The sequence below is a fragment of the Mesorhizobium sp. B2-4-19 genome (assembly GCF_006441315.1).
GTDB lineage: Bacteria > Pseudomonadota > Alphaproteobacteria > Rhizobiales > Rhizobiaceae > Mesorhizobium.
In genome coordinates this window covers 82,597-97,617 of sequence record NZ_VFUV01000002.1, presented here as the reverse complement: position 1 = coordinate 97,617, position 15,021 = coordinate 82,597, and the positions used below count along the sequence as shown (strand labels likewise).

At 62.7% G+C, this 15,021-nt stretch carries 14 protein-coding genes and 1 riboswitch; of the genes, 6 read left to right on the top strand and 8 right to left on the bottom strand.

Annotation, left to right across the window (positions count from 1 at the left end; translation table 11 throughout):
* Positions 1–61: 61 nt before the first annotated feature.
* A complete protein-coding gene (locus FJ546_RS03740; RefSeq protein ID WP_140888138.1) occupies positions 62–580 on the bottom strand; it encodes a GcrA family cell cycle regulator in 519 nt (172 codons plus the stop codon).
* A 358-nt stretch (positions 581–938) separates the two neighbouring features.
* Here FJ546_RS03740 and FJ546_RS03735 point away from each other — a divergent pair, with 358 nt between their 5' ends.
* The 3 genes from FJ546_RS03735 to FJ546_RS03725 all read left to right on the top strand — a co-directional run bounded on the left by FJ546_RS03735 (position 939) and on the right by FJ546_RS03725 (position 4,227).
* Complete coding sequence (locus tag FJ546_RS03735) at positions 939–2,138, top strand: aspartate aminotransferase family protein (protein ID WP_140888137.1); 1,200 nt, start codon at positions 939–941, stop codon at positions 2,136–2,138.
* A 16-nt stretch (positions 2,139–2,154) separates the two neighbouring features.
* Positions 2,155–3,066 (top strand): ornithine carbamoyltransferase, encoded by a 912-nt coding sequence (argF, locus tag FJ546_RS03730; protein WP_010913394.1) that lies wholly within the window; start codon positions 2,155–2,157, stop codon positions 3,064–3,066.
* 129 nt (positions 3,067–3,195) lie between these two features.
* A complete protein-coding gene (locus FJ546_RS03725) occupies positions 3,196–4,227 on the top strand; it encodes an Hsp33 family molecular chaperone (protein WP_140888136.1) in 1,032 nt (343 codons plus the stop codon).
* A gap of 37 nt (positions 4,228–4,264) precedes the next feature.
* Here FJ546_RS03725 and apaG read toward each other — a convergent pair whose 3' ends face one another.
* On the bottom strand, positions 4,265–4,657 hold the full coding sequence (gene apaG, locus FJ546_RS03720) for a Co2+/Mg2+ efflux protein ApaG (protein WP_140888135.1): 393 nt from the start codon (positions 4,655–4,657) through the stop codon (positions 4,265–4,267).
* Positions 4,658–4,885: 228 nt separating this feature from the next.
* Between apaG and FJ546_RS03715 the strand changes: the two genes are divergently transcribed.
* Positions 4,886–6,037, top strand: a complete 1,152-nt coding sequence (locus FJ546_RS03715; protein ID WP_140888134.1) for a ceramide glucosyltransferase — start codon at positions 4,886–4,888, stop codon at positions 6,035–6,037.
* A 33-nt stretch (positions 6,038–6,070) separates the two neighbouring features.
* On the opposite strand, the gene FJ546_RS03710 is transcribed toward FJ546_RS03715, so the two are convergent.
* Positions 6,071–7,261, bottom strand: coding sequence for an O-succinylhomoserine sulfhydrylase (locus FJ546_RS03710; RefSeq protein ID WP_140888133.1), 1,191 nt, complete (start codon positions 7,259–7,261; stop codon positions 6,071–6,073).
* Between the two features lie 57 nt (positions 7,262–7,318).
* Positions 7,319–7,396: riboswitch (SAM riboswitch) on the bottom strand.
* Between the two features lie 138 nt (positions 7,397–7,534).
* Between FJ546_RS03710 and FJ546_RS03705 the strand changes: the two genes are divergently transcribed.
* Together FJ546_RS03705 and FJ546_RS03700 are read left to right on the top strand one after the other, a co-directional pair.
* Positions 7,535–8,629 carry a 2'-deoxycytidine 5'-triphosphate deaminase gene (locus FJ546_RS03705; protein WP_140888132.1) on the top strand — a complete coding sequence of 365 codons (1,095 nt, stop codon included), beginning with the start codon at positions 7,535–7,537 and terminating at the stop codon, positions 8,627–8,629.
* Positions 8,630–8,729: 100 nt separating this feature from the next.
* On the top strand, positions 8,730–8,951 hold the full coding sequence (locus FJ546_RS03700) for a transporter substrate-binding domain-containing protein (RefSeq protein WP_246686738.1): 222 nt from the start codon (positions 8,730–8,732) through the stop codon (positions 8,949–8,951).
* A gap of 18 nt (positions 8,952–8,969) precedes the next feature.
* On the opposite strand, the gene FJ546_RS03695 is transcribed toward FJ546_RS03700, so the two are convergent.
* From FJ546_RS03695 to chvE, 5 genes are all read right to left on the bottom strand, one after another.
* On the bottom strand, positions 8,970–9,422 hold the full coding sequence (locus FJ546_RS03695; protein WP_140888131.1) for a hypothetical protein: 453 nt from the start codon (positions 9,420–9,422) through the stop codon (positions 8,970–8,972).
* Positions 9,423–9,449: 27 nt separating this feature from the next.
* The gene (gene araD1, locus FJ546_RS03690; RefSeq protein ID WP_140888130.1) at positions 9,450–10,442 is read right to left on the bottom strand and encodes an AraD1 family protein; all 993 of its coding nucleotides are present in this window, start codon (positions 10,440–10,442) and stop codon (positions 9,450–9,452) included.
* A gap of 289 nt (positions 10,443–10,731) precedes the next feature.
* Entirely contained in the window at positions 10,732–12,018 is a 1,287-nt protein-coding gene (gene mmsB / locus FJ546_RS03685) for a multiple monosaccharide ABC transporter permease (RefSeq protein WP_140888129.1), read from the bottom strand.
* Entirely contained in the window at positions 12,015–13,547 is a 1,533-nt protein-coding gene (gene mmsA, locus FJ546_RS03680; RefSeq protein ID WP_140888128.1) for a multiple monosaccharide ABC transporter ATP-binding protein, read from the bottom strand. The genes mmsB and mmsA overlap by 4 nt, the downstream gene beginning before the upstream one ends.
* A 161-nt stretch (positions 13,548–13,708) precedes the next feature.
* Complete coding sequence (chvE, locus tag FJ546_RS03675) at positions 13,709–14,779, bottom strand: multiple monosaccharide ABC transporter substrate-binding protein (RefSeq protein ID WP_140888127.1); 1,071 nt, start codon at positions 14,777–14,779, stop codon at positions 13,709–13,711.
* Positions 14,780–15,021 lie beyond the last annotated feature (242 nt).

The following is a 15,021-nucleotide window of genomic DNA, read 5'->3' as shown; positions in this document are numbered from 1 at the left end:
AGTCAGTAGAAATTAGTGAGCAGTGAACAGTGCTCCATTTCACTACTCACTACTCACTAGGTCACCGACTCCGCCGCCGCTCCGCAGCTGGCTGGAAGGCCACGCGAGCATGATATTTGCAGTAAGGACCGGTTTCGGCGGCCTCGTTGCCGCAGAAGTTGAAATCCTCCGACAGCGGATCGCCGTTCGGCCATTTGCAGGTGCGCTCGGTCAGCTCGACGAGCTGCAGATGCCGTGAGATCGGTACCACGACATTCTCGACTGGGCGGATATAGTGCCGCACCACCGGCTCGGCGTCGAATTGCGTCTGAAGGGCGGTCGCGCCGATCGATGTCGTGACGTGGCGAGCCGTGCTCGCGGCGCGCGCCACCGATTTCTGAACGGTCGAGCCCTGTGTCGTCTTCTTCTGGCGTGCCGGCGTCGCCGTTGCGCGGCCGCGGCCCGACAGCTTCAGACGGTGCACCTTGCCGATGACCGCATTTCGGCTCACCCCTCCAAGCTGGGCAGCAATCTGGCTTGCGCTCAGACCCTCCGACCACAATTTTCTGAGAAGTTCGACCCGCTCGTCAGTCCAGTTCATGAGACCGCGCTCCTGCTAAGCGTGCGGCAATCAGAATCCTTTCCCGACCCAGCACCACTGCTGGGGCAGACACCACATATATCTGGTGATTAGGTCCGCCGCACGAAATCTAGTTATTTCTCGACTACAATTACCTTATGCGCAGACTCGGTGACAAGAGTCCCAAGTGCAACACGAATCGGTTTTTTCGGTTTTCCCCAACTTGCCCGGTCTCTTATGAGCCGGCGTCTCGTCAGGGGGCTTGCCGCGTGCCACTACGCGACGTTTTCGTTGACTTCATGGCCGAAAAACACGATAAGCCGCACAAGGCCGCCGCTTTGGCGGCTTTTTTGATTTTCCGGTACCGGAGACGCATATAATGAGCGGTTCGGCGCTTTACGAGACCTTTGCTCGCGCTCCCCTGGCTTTCGACCACGGGGAAGGCACCTGGCTGGTTACCGACAAGGGCGAGCGATATCTCGATTTCGCCGGCGGTATCGCGGTCAATTCGCTCGGCCATAGCCATCCGCATCTGGTCGCGGCGCTGACCGAGCAGGCGGCAAAGCTGTGGCACGTCTCCAATCTCTACGAGATTCCCGGGCAGAGCCGGCTTGGCGAGCGCCTGGCCGATGCCACATTCGCCGACAAGGTGTTCTTCACCAATTCCGGCGCCGAGGCGCTGGAATGCGCGATCAAGACGGCGCGGCGCTACCATTTCGTCAAGGGGCATCCCGAGCGCTTCCGCGTCATCACCTTCGAAGGCGCCTTCCATGGCCGCACGCTGGCGACCATCGCGGCCGGCGGCCAGTACAAATACCTTGAAGGCTTCGGTCCCAAGGTCGAAGGCTTCGACCAGGTCGGCTTCGACGACATCGATGCCGCCGAGAAGGCGATTACGCCGGAAACCGCCGCGATCCTGATCGAACCGGTGCAGGGCGAGGGCGGCATCCGCCCGGTCCCGACGCAGTCCCTGAAACGGCTGCGGCAGCTTTGCGACCAGCACGGCCTGTTGTTGATCTATGACGAGGTCCAGTGTGGCATCGGCCGCACCGGAAAGCTGTTCGCGCATGAATGGTCAGGTGTTGCGCCCGACATCATGGCGATCGCCAAAGGCATTGGCGGCGGCTTTCCGATGGGCGCTTGCCTTGCAACCGACGAAGCAGCCGCTGGCATGACGGCTGGCGTGCACGGCACCACATTCGGCGGCAATCCGTTGGCCATGGCGGTCGGCAACGCCGTGCTCGACGTGGTGCTGGAAGAGGGCTTCCTCGAAGACGTCCAGCGCAAGGCATTGCTGATGAAGCAGGGCCTGGCGGCGATCGCCGACGAGTTTCCCGATGTCATCGAAGACATCCGGGGCACTGGCCTCATGCTTGGCCTCAAATGCGCCATGCCCAACACCAAGGTGAACATGGCGCTGCGCGACCAGCATTTGCTGGCGGTTCCGGCCGGCGACAATGTCATTCGCCTGCTGCCGCCGCTAACCGTCACCGACGCCGAGATCCACGAAGCGCTCAACCGCATCCGTGCCGGTGCCAAAGGCCTAGCGGATGCCATCGCCGTGGCCGCCGCGAAGTAATTCCGGAAAATTGCTGATGTCAGTTCGCCATTTCACCGATCTTTCCACCGTTTCCGAGGGCGACCTGCGCTTCATGCTGGACGACGCGGTGGTGCGAAAGGCGCGCCTCAAGGCCGGCGAGCGCACCCGGCCGCTCGAAGGCAAGGTGCTGGCGATGATCTTCGACAAGCCGTCGACGCGCACGCGCGTCTCCTTCGATGTCGGCATGCGCCAGCTCGGCGGCGAGACCATCATGCTGACCGGCACCGAAATGCAGCTCGGCCGCTCCGAAACCATCGCCGACACCGCCAAGGTTCTGTCGCGCTATGTCGACGCGATCATGATCCGCACCACCTCGCATGACCGGTTGCTGGAGCTGACCGAGAATGCCACGGTTCCGGTGATCAACGGACTGACGGATGACACCCATCCGTGCCAGCTGATGGCCGACATCATGACCTTCGAGGAGCATCGCGGTCCGGTGGCCGGCAAGACCATCGCCTGGACCGGCGACGGCAACAATGTGCTGCATTCGCTGCTCGAGGCCTCGGCGCGGTTCCGCTTCAACCTCAACGTCGCCGTGCCCGAAGGCAGCGAGCCGGCGCAGAAGCATATCGACTGGTCCAAGGCGCATGGCGGCAAGCTGCACTTCACCCGCTCGCCCGAGGAAGCCGTCGACCAGGCCGACTGCGTCGTCACAGATTGCTGGGTGTCGATGGGCCAGGAGCATCGCGCCCGCGGCCACAACGTGTTCTCGCCCTACCAGGTCAATGCCAAGCTGATGGCGCATGCCAAGCCAGACGCGCTGTTCATGCACTGCCTGCCGGCGCATCGCGGTGAGGAAGTGACCGACGAGGTCATCGACGGACCCCATTCGGTGGTCTTCGACGAAGCCGAGAACCGGCTCCACGCCCAAAAGGCGGTGCTTGCCTGGTGTCTTGGGGCTTGAAGCGTCTTGGGGCTTGAAATGGCTTGGGGTTTGAAAGGTCCGGACGCTTGATCTGCGGGGGCGCGATGCCTATCTGCGCCGCATCACGCAAATCAAGCGCGTTTGGACGCATGCACCCCAGGGGGCGGCATGGCCGCGCCCTGGAGCTTTGTCATGTTGGAAACGCATCAAGTGACTGAACATCACCCCAAACTTGGCGAGTTCGGCTATGCCGGCGACGACCATGTCGTGCCGTTCGAGGTCGGCCCGCTCGACGTACGCGGCCGTACCGTGCAGCTCGGGCCGATGCTCGACGCCATTCTCAGCCGCCACGATTATCCCGAGCCGGTCGCCCGCCTGCTGGCGGAAGCCTGTGTGCTGACGGTGCTGCTCGGCACATCGCTCAAATTCGAGGGTAAGTTCATCCTGCAGACCCGCACCGATGGGCCGGTCGACATGCTGGTGGCGGATTTCACCACGCCGTCGGCGCTGCGTGCCTATGCGCGCTTCGATGCCGATCGGCTCGAGGCGCTGGTCGCCGCAGGCGAAACGTCCCAGCAGACGCTGCTCGGCGGCGGCGTGCTGGCACTGACCATCGATCAGGGCGCCCACACGCAGCGCTATCAGGGTATCGTTCAGCTCGACGGCGAAACGCTGGAAGACGCGGCGCGCACCTATTTCCGCCAGTCGGAGCAGATCCCGACGGATATCAGACTTTCGGTCGCCAAGCTTTTGACGCCCGGCGTCGGCGTCGCGCGCGAGCAATGGCGCGCCGGTGGTATCCTGGCGCAGTTCCTGCCGCAGGCGCCCGAGCGCATGCGCGTTCCGGACCTGCCCGGCGGCGATGGCGATCCGCGCGAGGATATCCATGATCCCACCGACAATTCCTGGCAGGAATTGCTGGCGCTGCTCGGTACCATCGAGCCGACCGAGCTGATCGATCCGACGATCGGCGCCGAACGGCTGCTCTATCGCCTGTTCCACGAGCATGGCGTGCGCGTTTTCGGCGGCGTTCCCGTCGCCGACCAGTGCTCATGCTCGCGCGACAAGATCCGCGGCATCCTCGAGGGTTTCTCCGCGCAGGAGATCAAGGACAGCACCGAGGATGGCGGCATCCACGTCGCCTGCGAATTCTGCTCGACACAGTACGACTTCGATCCGGCGGAATTTGCCGCGCAGTAAAGCCAGTCCTTCTCCTCGTAAAACGGGGAGAAGGACGCTAATTCACCGTACGCCTGGTCCCCGGCAGATCCAGCGAAAATGCCGGGATGGCGATGTCGAAGGTCTCGCCGCGCTTGTTGCGCATCGTGTAGTGCCCGACCATGATGCCTGATGGTGTCGAGAGCGGGCAGCCGGACGTGTACTGATAGCTGTCGCCGGGATTGAGTTCGGGCTGGTCGCCGACGACGCCCGGGCCACGCACTTCCTCGACCCGGCCGGCACCGTCGGTGATGTGCCAATAACGCGACAGAAGCTGCACGATTTCGTCCGACTGGTTGTCGATCGTTATGTGATAGCCCCAGACATAGCGGTTCTCGGAAGGATCGGAGCGGTCCTCGAGGTAGAACGACCTGACCTGCACTTCGATGTTGCGCGTGACGGCGCGGTACATAAGCGGCTCCAAAACGATCCGATACCTTTCGGCGCTCCTGGCGAGCAGGTCAACGAGCGCGTCTTGTCGCGCCTCGTCCTGAAACGCAGGTGCCGGCAAAGAATGTCATTTAAGTGACACATGACAATGATGGGGTGCGCCAACCACTGCCGGGCGACTCGGGCGCTCTGTCGAACTGTCGAAAACGGCCGCCGCACCGGCCGGTTTTTCTGGAGTGACCGGATCTCGATGGAACTCACTCTCATAACCGCCTCGCTGTCGTCCGCTCTCATCGCCTCAAACCTCGCCAGTATCCTGCTCGCCGCCTCACGGTTGAGACGGCGCACCACGATCGCGCCGCCGGCCGGCAAATCGCCGCCGGTATCGATCGTCATACCCTGGCGCGGCGTCGAGCCGTTCACGCAGGAGACGCTGGAGCGCGCTTTCTCGCTCGACTGGCCGCGCTACGAGCTGATCTTCTGCGTTGCTCATGGCGACGATCCGGTGGTCAGGTTGATCCGCGCCGCCATTGGCCGCTTTCCAAAAGTGCCGGCCCGGCTGTTGATCGGTGACGACCGCGTCAGCGCCAATCCCAAGCTCAACAATTGCGTCAAGGGTTGGGAAGCCGCGCGGCACAACTGGGTCGTCCTCGCCGACTCCAACGTGCTGATGCCGAGAGACTACATCCAGCATCTGATGGCGGCGTGGCGACCGGATACCGGCCTTGTCTGCTCGACACCGATCGGCTCGCGGCCGGAGGGCTTCTGGGCCGAGGTCGAATGCGCCTTCCTCAACACGCTGCAGGCCCGCTGGCAATATGCCGGTGAGGCGCTCGGCCTCGGCTTTGCCCAGGGCAAGAGCATGCTGTGGAACAAGCCGATGCTGGATGCCAATGGCGGCATCCGCGCGCTGGCCGCTGAAATCGCCGAGGATGCGGCGGCGACCAAGCTGGTGAACAGCGTAGGCCTATGCGTCAATCTCGTCGCGGCACCCTTCGAGCAGCCGCTTGGCAGGCGCACGCTTGGCACGATCTGGTCGCGCCAGGCCCGCTGGGCGCGCCTGCGCCGCGTCACCTTCCCGCGGTTCTTCGCCCCGGAAATCCTGACTGGCGCGGTGGTGCCGCTGGCGCTTGCGCTGGTTGCGGCGGCAAGCGCCGGCTTCAGCCTGCCGCTGACGGCCATCGCCGTGCTGGCGGCCTTCTATCTACCGGAATGCGCCCTGGCCCGGTCCAAGGGCTGGCACCTGTCGCCGCGCACGGTCGCGGCGATGATTGCGCGGGACTTGATGCTTCCAACCATGTGGGCGCGCGGCTGGCTCGGCGGCGCCGTCGACTGGCGCGGCAATGCGATGATCATCGGCACCAAGGCCGCCGAACTGGAAGAGGCGTCGTCGCGCGCCTGATCGCGGCGCGCACGACGCTGCCTCGACGGCTCCCTATTTGGCGGCCTTCAGCGCCTGCGCAATATCTTCCAGCAGGTCGTCGGTATCCTCCAGGCCGACCGACAGCCTGAGCGTGCCAGGCCCGATGCCGAGTTCGGCGCGCGCCTCGTCGCTCAAATTCTTGTGCGTGGTCGTCGCCGGATGGGTGATCAGGCTCTTGGCATCGCCGAGATTGTTCGAGATCAGCACGATGTCGAGCGCGTTCTGCAGGGCGAAGGCCGCCTGCTTGCCGCCCTTGACGTCGAGGCAGATCAGCGTCGAGCCGCCCGACATCTGCTTCTTGACGATCTCGGCCTGCGGATGGTCGGCGCGGCCGGGATAGATGACGCGGGCAATCTGCGGCTGCTCGGCGAGGAAATCCGCAATCTTGCCGGCGCTCTCCGTCTGCTGGCGCACGCGCAGCGGCAGCGTCTCCAGGCCCTTCAGCAACGTCCAGGCGTTGAAGGGCGACAGGCTGGGGCCGGTGTGGCGGAAATAGTCATGCAAATTCTCGTCGATCCACTTCTTGTCCGACAGGATCACGCCGCCGAGACAGCGGCCCTGGCCATCGATGTGTTTGGTCGCCGAATAGACGACGATATGCGCGCCAAGCTGCAACGGCTTCTGCTGGAGAGGCGTGGCAAAGACATTGTCGACGACAAGCCGCGCGCCGATCGAATTGGCGAGCGCAGCCACAGCGGCGATGTCGACCACTTCCAATGTCGGGTTGGTCGGGCTTTCCAGGAAGAACAGCTTGGTGTTGGGCCTGACCGCCTTTTCCCAGTTGGCGATATCGGTGCCGTCAACCAGCGTCGCCTCCATGCCGTAGCGTGGCGCCAGCGTCTCGACCACCCAGCGGCACGAACCGAACAGCGCGCGCGCCGCCACGATGTGGTCGCCGGCCTTGACGCTGCACAGAAGGGCCGCCGTCACCGCCGCCATGCCAGATGCCGTGGCGCGCGCGTCCTCGGCGCCTTCGAGCGCGCACATGCGCTTTTCGAACATGTCGACGGTCGGATTGGCGTAGCGCGAATAAATGAAGCCCGGTTCCTCGCCCTTGAAGCGGGCCTCGGCGGCTTGCGCCGTTTGATAGACATAGCCCTGGGTCAGGTACATTGCCTCGGAGGTCTCGCCGAAGCCGGAACGCAGGGTTCCGCCATGCACGAGGGCTGTCTGAGGCTTCCAGTTGCGCTTCTTGTTGCTCATTGCTTTTGTTCCAGACACAAAAAAAACCGGTCGCGAAAGTCGCAACCGGTCCATACGGCCTCGCGGCCAACGGTCCTTTAGCGACTTGTTTAACGTGGCTGCAAGCCGACCGGCCAAATCACCACGGGATAACGACCCTTTAGACCCGTACCACGCTTGCGTCAATTGCCGGCTTCATTAAGAGGTTTGTACCAAGCAGGTTCCGCAAAAGTGTTTCACGGTTTTGCGGCGAGAACCTGCGGCAGGAAAATCGTCTGGCCTAGGAGCGGAGCCTTGCGGCAGACAGGCATTCTTCCCGATCAGGATATCTCGGCGCTGTTCCAGTCCGGCGCGCTGAAGTCGCCGCGCGCGCTCGATGCAGACCAGATCCAGCCGGCCAGCCTCGATCTCAGGCTCGGCGACAAGGCCTGGCGGGTGCGGGCGTCCTTCCTGCCGGGTCCGGATCATCGGGTTGCCGACAAACTCGATCGGCTGAAGCTGCATGAGTTCAGCCTCGCCGATGGCGCGGTGCTGGAAACGGGCTGTGTTTACATCGTGCCGCTGCTGGAAAGCCTTGCGCTGCCCCCAACCGTGTCCGCCTCGGCCAATCCGAAGAGTTCGACCGGGCGGCTCGACATTTTCACCCGCGTCATGACCGACCGTGGCCACGAGTTCGACAAGATCGCCGCCGGCTACAATGGTCCGCTTTACCTGGAAGTCAGCCCGCGCACCTTCCCGATCGTCGTGCGCACCGGCTCGCGCCTGTCGCAGATACGCTTCCGCATCGGCAACGCGCTGCTCTCGGAAGCCGAATTGCATGAATTGCACCGCGAGCAGATGCTGGTTGCCACCGAGCCGCCGAATATTTCGGGCGGCGGCATCGCGCTGTCGATCGATCTCAAGGGCGACAGTGACGGGCTGGTCGGCTATCGCGGCAAGCATCACACCGGCCTCGTAGATGTCGACAAGCGCGCCGCGCAGAATGTCGTCGATTTCTGGGAACCCATCCACAAGAGCGGCGCCGGCGAACTGGTGCTCGATCCGGATGAATTCTACATTCTCGTCAGCCAGGAGGCGGTGCATGTGCCGCCGCTCTATGCTGCCGAGATGACGCCCTTCGACCCGCTGGTCGGCGAATTTCGCGTCCATTATGCAGGCTTCTTCGATCCGGGCTTCGGCCATTCGGCGGCCGGTGGCACCGGCAGTCGGGCGGTGCTTGAAGTGCGCAGCCACGAAGTGCCGTTCATCCTCGACCATGGCCAGATCGTCGGCCGGCTGGTCTACGAGCACATGCTGAAGCGGCCGCAGGCGCTCTACGGCACCGATCTCGGCTCCAACTACCAGGCACAGGGGCTGAAGCTCTCCAAGCATTTCCGCGCCGCGCGCTGAACCCCGATTGCCGTCAGGCAAGATACTTGCCTGCGCCGGCACATCGTGCTTGGCTGGCTTGTCGGTCGCCGGGATGACGGCGCTCAAGGGGAACAGGAAAATGCAGATCTCGAAATGGATCCTGTCGGGGGCAGGCGCCGCCATGTTGTCGATGGCCGCAGGCTCTCCGTCGGCGCAGGCCGCCGAGAAGAAGAGCGGCACCGAGGGCGCCTATCCGCCGTTCAACACCATCACCTCAGACGGCAAGGTTGTCGGCTTCGACATCGACATCGCCAATGCGCTGTGCGCGCAGGTGAAGATCGAGTGCTTCGATATTTATTGAGCTCCATGCCTGCCTGGATCAGCCGCGAAAGAGATGCTCTTTCGCGGCTCCAAGGCACCCATGAAATTGGCCGATAAAGAGCAGTTCGCGCACAGTCAGGCGTTTCCTGCCCCAAAATGCTTCTGTTTGTCTCTCCCCGTCGAGTGAGGCGCCTGAGCCGGGTTTCAATGGGAACAGCTGCTTGTCGAGGTAGCCGAGGACCTGAGCTCTGGCAGAATCGATGCCGCAGGTCCGGCCATTGTCGTTCAGACTGTCTGTGCGATGCGCTGATATCATACGATCCGCGTTACGCATCAGAAAGCTCGCTTGCGTCTTTGAGTAGCCGGTTGCCAGAAGCCGGCTCGTCATCACGGCCCGCGCCTCGCGGTAGGACTTTGCGCTGCATTGCCCGGCGCTGTAAGCCACGAAGGAAGAACAGGCGAGGGATAGGGCCAAGCCCCCTAAGATGAAACCAAGCCCCATCCCGTTCATTTTCTCTCCCAGGATATTGGCGCTATCTCAAAGCGCCTTCACCGCAACCTTCACCGGCTTTTCGATCTCGAGCGGATTGCGCAGCGGCAGGCCGAAATCCCCGGCCTCGATCTCGAACACGTCGCCGGCCTCGGTCTTGACGCCGTCCGTGAAGGACAGCGTCGCGGTGCCGAACATATGCACATGCACGTCGCCCGGCTGGCGGAACGCCGAATATTTGAAGTGATGGTGTTCGAGATTGGCGATGGTGTGCGACATGTTCGCTTCGCCCGACAGGAACGGCTTTTCCCACAGCGTCTTGCCGTCGCGCAGGATGCGCGAGGTGCCGCGGATGTCGGAAGGCAGGTCGCCGATCAGGATCTCCGGTCCGAACGAGGCATTGCGCAGCTTGGAGTGGGCGAGGAAGAGATAGTTCACGCGCTCGGTCACGTGGTCGGAAAACTCGTTCGACAGCGTGAAGCCGACGCGGAAGGCGGCGCCGTCATCGCCGATGACATAGATGCCGGCGATTTCAGGCTCTTCGCCGGCGTCCTTGGCGAAGGCCGGTGACAGGAGTGCGGCACCCGGCGCCACGGCCATCGTGCCGTTGCCCTTGTAGAACCATTCCGGCTGCACGCCGACCTGGCCTTTGGCGGGCTTGCCGCCCTCCAGTCCCATGCGGAACATCTTCATGGAATCGGTGAGTTGCTCCTCGCCATCGGTGCTGAGCTTCTTGTGCATGGAATCGCGCGTCGCCGCCGAGCCGAGATGGGTCAGGCCGGTGCCGGTGAGGTGCAGATGCGCCGGATCGGGGTGATTGATCGGCGACAACAGCCGCCCCTTCTTGTAGGCGGCATCGAGGTCGACCGTCTCACCGAGCCCCTTGCGCTCGATCAGGGTGGCCAGGCCGACGCCGGTGCGGGCCGCCTCCATCGCCAGCGAATAGACGCTGCGGGCGCCGTTGATGATCCGGGTCTTGCCGCCATTGCGGGCAACGACGCGGATGGTCTCGGCGTCATCGAGAATCTGCGAGATCAGCATGATCAATCCTCTCTCATGTGCCTTGGCATGGCTGCCGCCGCGGCAAACCTTCCCAAGCGCGGCTGGGACGTCGCCCATGCCACGGGTGAAATTCTCCGTTCGGATTGCGCTCGCGGGGCCTGGTCCCTTGAGGGAACTTCTTCGTGCCGGTCGGTTGCCGGCAGCGCCGCGATGTGACCCGTATGCCTTCCTCGTTGCCTCGCCGGAGCGGTTCGGTCCGCTCTCGGTATTTTGTTTTTACGCAATTCCCGTGGGAAAACCGCGATGCGCTTTCCCTGAATTGTTCCTGTCAGGCCTTGTTCTTGTTGTAGACGTCGAAGATCACGGCGCCGAGCAGGACCAGACCTTTGACCACCTGCTGCCAGTCGACATTGACGCCCATGATCGACATGCCGTTGTTCATCACGCCCATGATGAAGCCGCCGACCACGGCGCCGATGACCTGGCCGACGCCGCCCATCGCCGAGGCGCCGCCGATGAAGACGGCGGCGATGACGTCGAGCTCTGAGCCCAGACCGGCCGCCGGCACGGCCTGGCCAAGGCGAGCCGCGATGATCAGGCCGCCCAGCGCCGACAGCACGCCCATATTGATGAACACCAGCAGCGTCAGCCGCTCGGTGTTGATGCCCGACAGCTGCGCCGCCTTGGGGTTGCCGCCCATGGCGTAGATGCGACGACCGATGGTCATGCGCTTGGTGACGAAGACGAACAGCGAGATCAGCACGCCCATGACGAGCAGCACCACCGGCAGGCCCCTGTAGCTGGCGAACTCATAGACCAGGAACAGCGCCAGCGCGCTGGCGACCAGCGTCTTGACGACGAACAAGGGGAAGGGCTCGGCTTCATAGCCGTGGCGTTCGCGCTTGCGTCGTGTCCTCACCCCGAAATAGGCATAGGCCAGCACTGCGATCAGGCCGAGCACGACCGTCGTCATGTGCAGCGTCAGGCCGCTGCCCACGATGGTCTTGCCGGCGGCGTTCACCGTGGGCGGGATCAACGTCAGCGGGCCGATAATGTCCGGGATGAAGCCGGAGCTCAGCGCCTTGAAGCCGTCTGGAAGTGGGCCTACCGAGGAACCGCCGCCCAGCAGCGCCTGGCAGATGCCGCGGAAGATCAGCATGCCGGCCAATGTCACGATGAAGCTCGGTATTCGGTGATAGGCGATCCAATAGCCTTGCGCCGCACCGATCAGGCCGCCCACGATAAGGCAGACGATTGAAACCACCAGCGGATTGCTGAGCGGCCCGAGCTGCCAGATGACCATCATGTTTGCCGCCAGCGCGCCGATGAAACCGGCGACCGATCCGACGCTAAGGTCGATATAGCCGGAAACGATGACCAGCAGCATGCCCAGCGCCATCACGATGATGAACGAGTTCTGCTGCACCAGATTGCTGAGGTTGACCGGCTTGAACAGCGTTCCCGACGTGGTGAACTGGAAGAACAGCATGATGACGATCAGCGCAATGATGAGACCGTATTCGCGCAGGTTCGTCGTCAGCGCCGAGACGGCAATGCGTGGACGCTGGTCCTCGGCGATGTTGCCCTGCGGGGCGGGGGCGCTGTCGGTGCTCATGCTGCTTTTCCTTCTCCGCGAACGATGGCGCGCATTATTTTTTCCTGGCTTGCGTCCGCCGCGGGCATTTCGCCGACGATGCGGCCTTCGTTCATGACGTAGATGCGATCGGTGATGCCGAGCAATTCCGGCATTTCCGACGAGATGACCACGATCGCCTTACCCTCCGAGGCAAGACGCGCGATGATCGTGTAGATTTCGTACTTGGCGCCGACATCGATGCCGCGCGTCGGCTCGTCGAGGATCAGCAATTCCGGATCGGCGAACAGCCATTTCGACAACACCACCTTCTGCTGGTTGCCGCCGGAAAGATTGCCCGTCATCTGATAGACGCTCGAAGCGCGGATGTTGGTCTTCTTGCGATAATCGTTGGCAACGGCGAGTTCGCGCATATCGTCGATCACGCTGTGACGCGACACGCCGCCGAGATTGGCAAGCGTGATGTTGTGCTTGATATGGTCGATCAGGTTGAGACCGTAAGTCTTGCGGTCCTCGGTCACGTAGGCGATGCCGTGTTCGACCGCCTTGCTCACGGATGAGACATCGATCGGCTTGCCCTTGAGCAGCACCTCGCCCGTGATGTGGCGGCCATAGGAGCGGCCGAACAGGCTCATGGCGAATTCGGTGCGGCCGGCGCCCATCAGCCCGGCTATGCCGACCACCTCGCCCTTGCGCACATTGAGGTCGATGCCTTTGATCACCTGCCGTTCGGCATGAATCGGGTGATAGACCGACCAGTTTTTCACTTCGAAGACGACCTCGCCGATCTTTGGTTCGCGCGGCGGATAGCGATCGTCGAGCGAACGGCCGACCATCGAGGTGATGATGCGGTCTTCCGAGATATCCTTCTTGGCCAGCGTTTCGATGGTGCGCCCGTCCCGAATGACGGTAACCTTGTCGGCGACCCGGTTCACCTCGTTGAGTTTGTGCGAGATCAGGATCGAGGTCATGCCTTGCCGCTTGAACTCGAGCAAAAGGTCGAGCAGCGCCTGGCTGTCCTTCTCGCTGAGCGATGCGGTCGGCTCGTCGAGGATCAGCAGCTTGACTTCCTTGCTCAACGCCTTGGCGATCTCGACCAGCTGCTGCTTGCCGACGCCGATATTGGTGATCAGCGTCTTGGGGTCCTCCTTGAGGCCCACCTTCTTCAACAGCGCGCTGGTGCGCGCCTCGTTGGCGTCCCAGTCGATCATGCCGTATTTGGCGTGTTCGTTGCCGAGGAAAATGTTTTCGGCAATCGACAGCATCGGCACCAGCGCAAGCTCCTGGTGGATGATGACGATGCCCTTGTGCTCGCTGTCATGGATGCCTTTGAACTGGCATTCCTGGCCCTGAAAGATGATCTGGCCGTCATATGTGCCCGCAGGATAGACGCCCGACAGCACTTTCATCAGCGTCGACTTGCCGGCGCCGTTCTCGCCAACCACGGCGTGGATTTCGCCTTCCTCGACGCTGAGGTTGACATTCGACAGCGCCTTCACGCCGGGAAACGTCTTGGTGATGTCGCGCATCTCCAAAATCGTCGAGGTCATCGGGGCAAGCTCCTAGACTTTCTTGTCTTTACGCAATTCCCAGGGGAAAGCGTTACGCGCGTTCCTGGAATTGCTCTAGGCCGGCGGTAAACAATACCGGGGTCGCTTGTGAACGAAAAGGGGCCCTGCGTCGCGCAGGACCCCAGATTTCATAACAGAGATTACTTCAGGTCTGCGGCCTTGATGTAGCCGGAGTCGACGACCAGCTTCTGGTAGTTCGACTTGTCGACCTCATGCGGCGTCAACAGGATCGAGGGAACGACCTTGACGTCGTTGTTGTAGGTCTTGGTGTCGAGGCCGTCAGGCTTGCCGCCCGAGAGCACCTTGTCGACCAGACCGACAGTGGCCTTGGCCAGGTCGCGTGTGTCCTTGAACACGGTCGAGTACTGCTCGCCCGTGATGATCAGCTTGACCGAGGCGGTCTCGGCGTCCTGACCGGTCACGATCGGCCAGGGCTGAGCGGCCGTGCCGTAGCCCACGGCGCGCAGCGAGGCGGTGATGCCGCGCGACAGGCCGTCATAGGGCGACAGAACGCCATCGACACGGCTGCCGTCCGAGTAGTTGGCCGACAGCAGGTTGTCCATGCGCGCCTGGGCGGTTGCGGCCAGCCAGCGCAGCGTGCCGACCTTGTCCATGCCCATCTGGCCGGACTTGATCTTGATCGAGCCGTTGTCGATCAGCGGCTGCAGGACGGAAATCGCACCGTTGTAGAAGAAGAAGGCGTTGTTGTCGTCGGGCGAGCCGCCGAACAGTTCGACGTTCCACGGCTTGGTGTTCGGGAAGCGCTCCTTGAGGCCCTTGACCAGCGAATTCGCCTGGATCACGCCGACGCCGAAATTGTCGAAGGTGGTGTAATAGTCGACATTGGCGGTCTTCTTGATCAGGCGGTCATAAGCGACGACGACGACGCCCGCGTCAGCGGCCTTCTGCAGCGCATCCGACAGGGTGGTGCCGTCGATCGAGGCGATGATCAGCGCCTTCGGGCCCTTGGTGATTTCGTTTTCCAGCTGGCTGAGCTGGTTGGGGATGTCGTCCTGCGCATATTGCAGGTCGACGGTGTAGCCGAGAGCCTCGAGCTGGGACTTGACGGCGTCGCCGTCATTGATCCAGCGCTGCGAAGTCTTGGTCGGCATCAGCACGCCGACGAGACCCTTGTCGGCCGCGTGCGCCGAATAGGTCATGGCAGCGATGCCAAGCGCCGCGACTGCGGCCAGTGTCTTGATGATTTTCACGTAACTCTCCCTGGTTGATGGACGCAGCACCCCGGGGGTCGCGGGCCGCGCAATCGTGCAGAAGCGCCAAGGCACTGCTGCCGTCATATCGATCTCCGGTATCCTCCCATGGCCCCGAGCCGCTGATTTCAATCGATACGATTTTATCGTCGGCGACCGTTGCGTCTCGGAACGCGCTGACGTTGCCGTCCTTTTGCCATAACTGTCAAATGCGATCTTTGATGGTTGCTATACCGCAAGTG

Coding starts and splice junctions, on each gene's coding strand:
- araD1 (WP_140888130.1), bottom strand. CDS start 10,442: ATGCTGATCTCGCAGATTCTCGATGACGCCGAGACCATCCGCGTCGTT.
- FJ546_RS03740 (WP_140888138.1), bottom strand. CDS start 580: ATGAACTGGACTGACGAGCGGGTCGAACTTCTCAGAAAATTGTGGTCG.
- FJ546_RS03695 (WP_140888131.1), bottom strand. CDS start 9,422: ATGAACGGGATGGGGCTTGGTTTCATCTTAGGGGGCTTGGCCCTATCC.
- mmsB (WP_140888129.1), bottom strand. CDS start 12,018: ATGAGCACCGACAGCGCCCCCGCCCCGCAGGGCAACATCGCCGAGGAC.
- FJ546_RS03735 (WP_140888137.1), top strand. CDS start 939: ATGAGCGGTTCGGCGCTTTACGAGACCTTTGCTCGCGCTCCCCTGGCT.
- FJ546_RS03715 (WP_140888134.1), top strand. CDS start 4,886: ATGGAACTCACTCTCATAACCGCCTCGCTGTCGTCCGCTCTCATCGCC.
- FJ546_RS03725 (WP_140888136.1), top strand. CDS start 3,196: ATGGCCGCGCCCTGGAGCTTTGTCATGTTGGAAACGCATCAAGTGACT.
- apaG (WP_140888135.1), bottom strand. CDS start 4,657: ATGTACCGCGCCGTCACGCGCAACATCGAAGTGCAGGTCAGGTCGTTC.
- FJ546_RS03710 (WP_140888133.1), bottom strand. CDS start 7,261: ATGAGCAACAAGAAGCGCAACTGGAAGCCTCAGACAGCCCTCGTGCAT.
- mmsA (WP_140888128.1), bottom strand. CDS start 13,547: ATGACCTCGACGATTTTGGAGATGCGCGACATCACCAAGACGTTTCCC.
- argF (WP_010913394.1), top strand. CDS start 2,155: ATGTCAGTTCGCCATTTCACCGATCTTTCCACCGTTTCCGAGGGCGAC.
- FJ546_RS03700 (WP_246686738.1), top strand. CDS start 8,730: ATGCAGATCTCGAAATGGATCCTGTCGGGGGCAGGCGCCGCCATGTTG.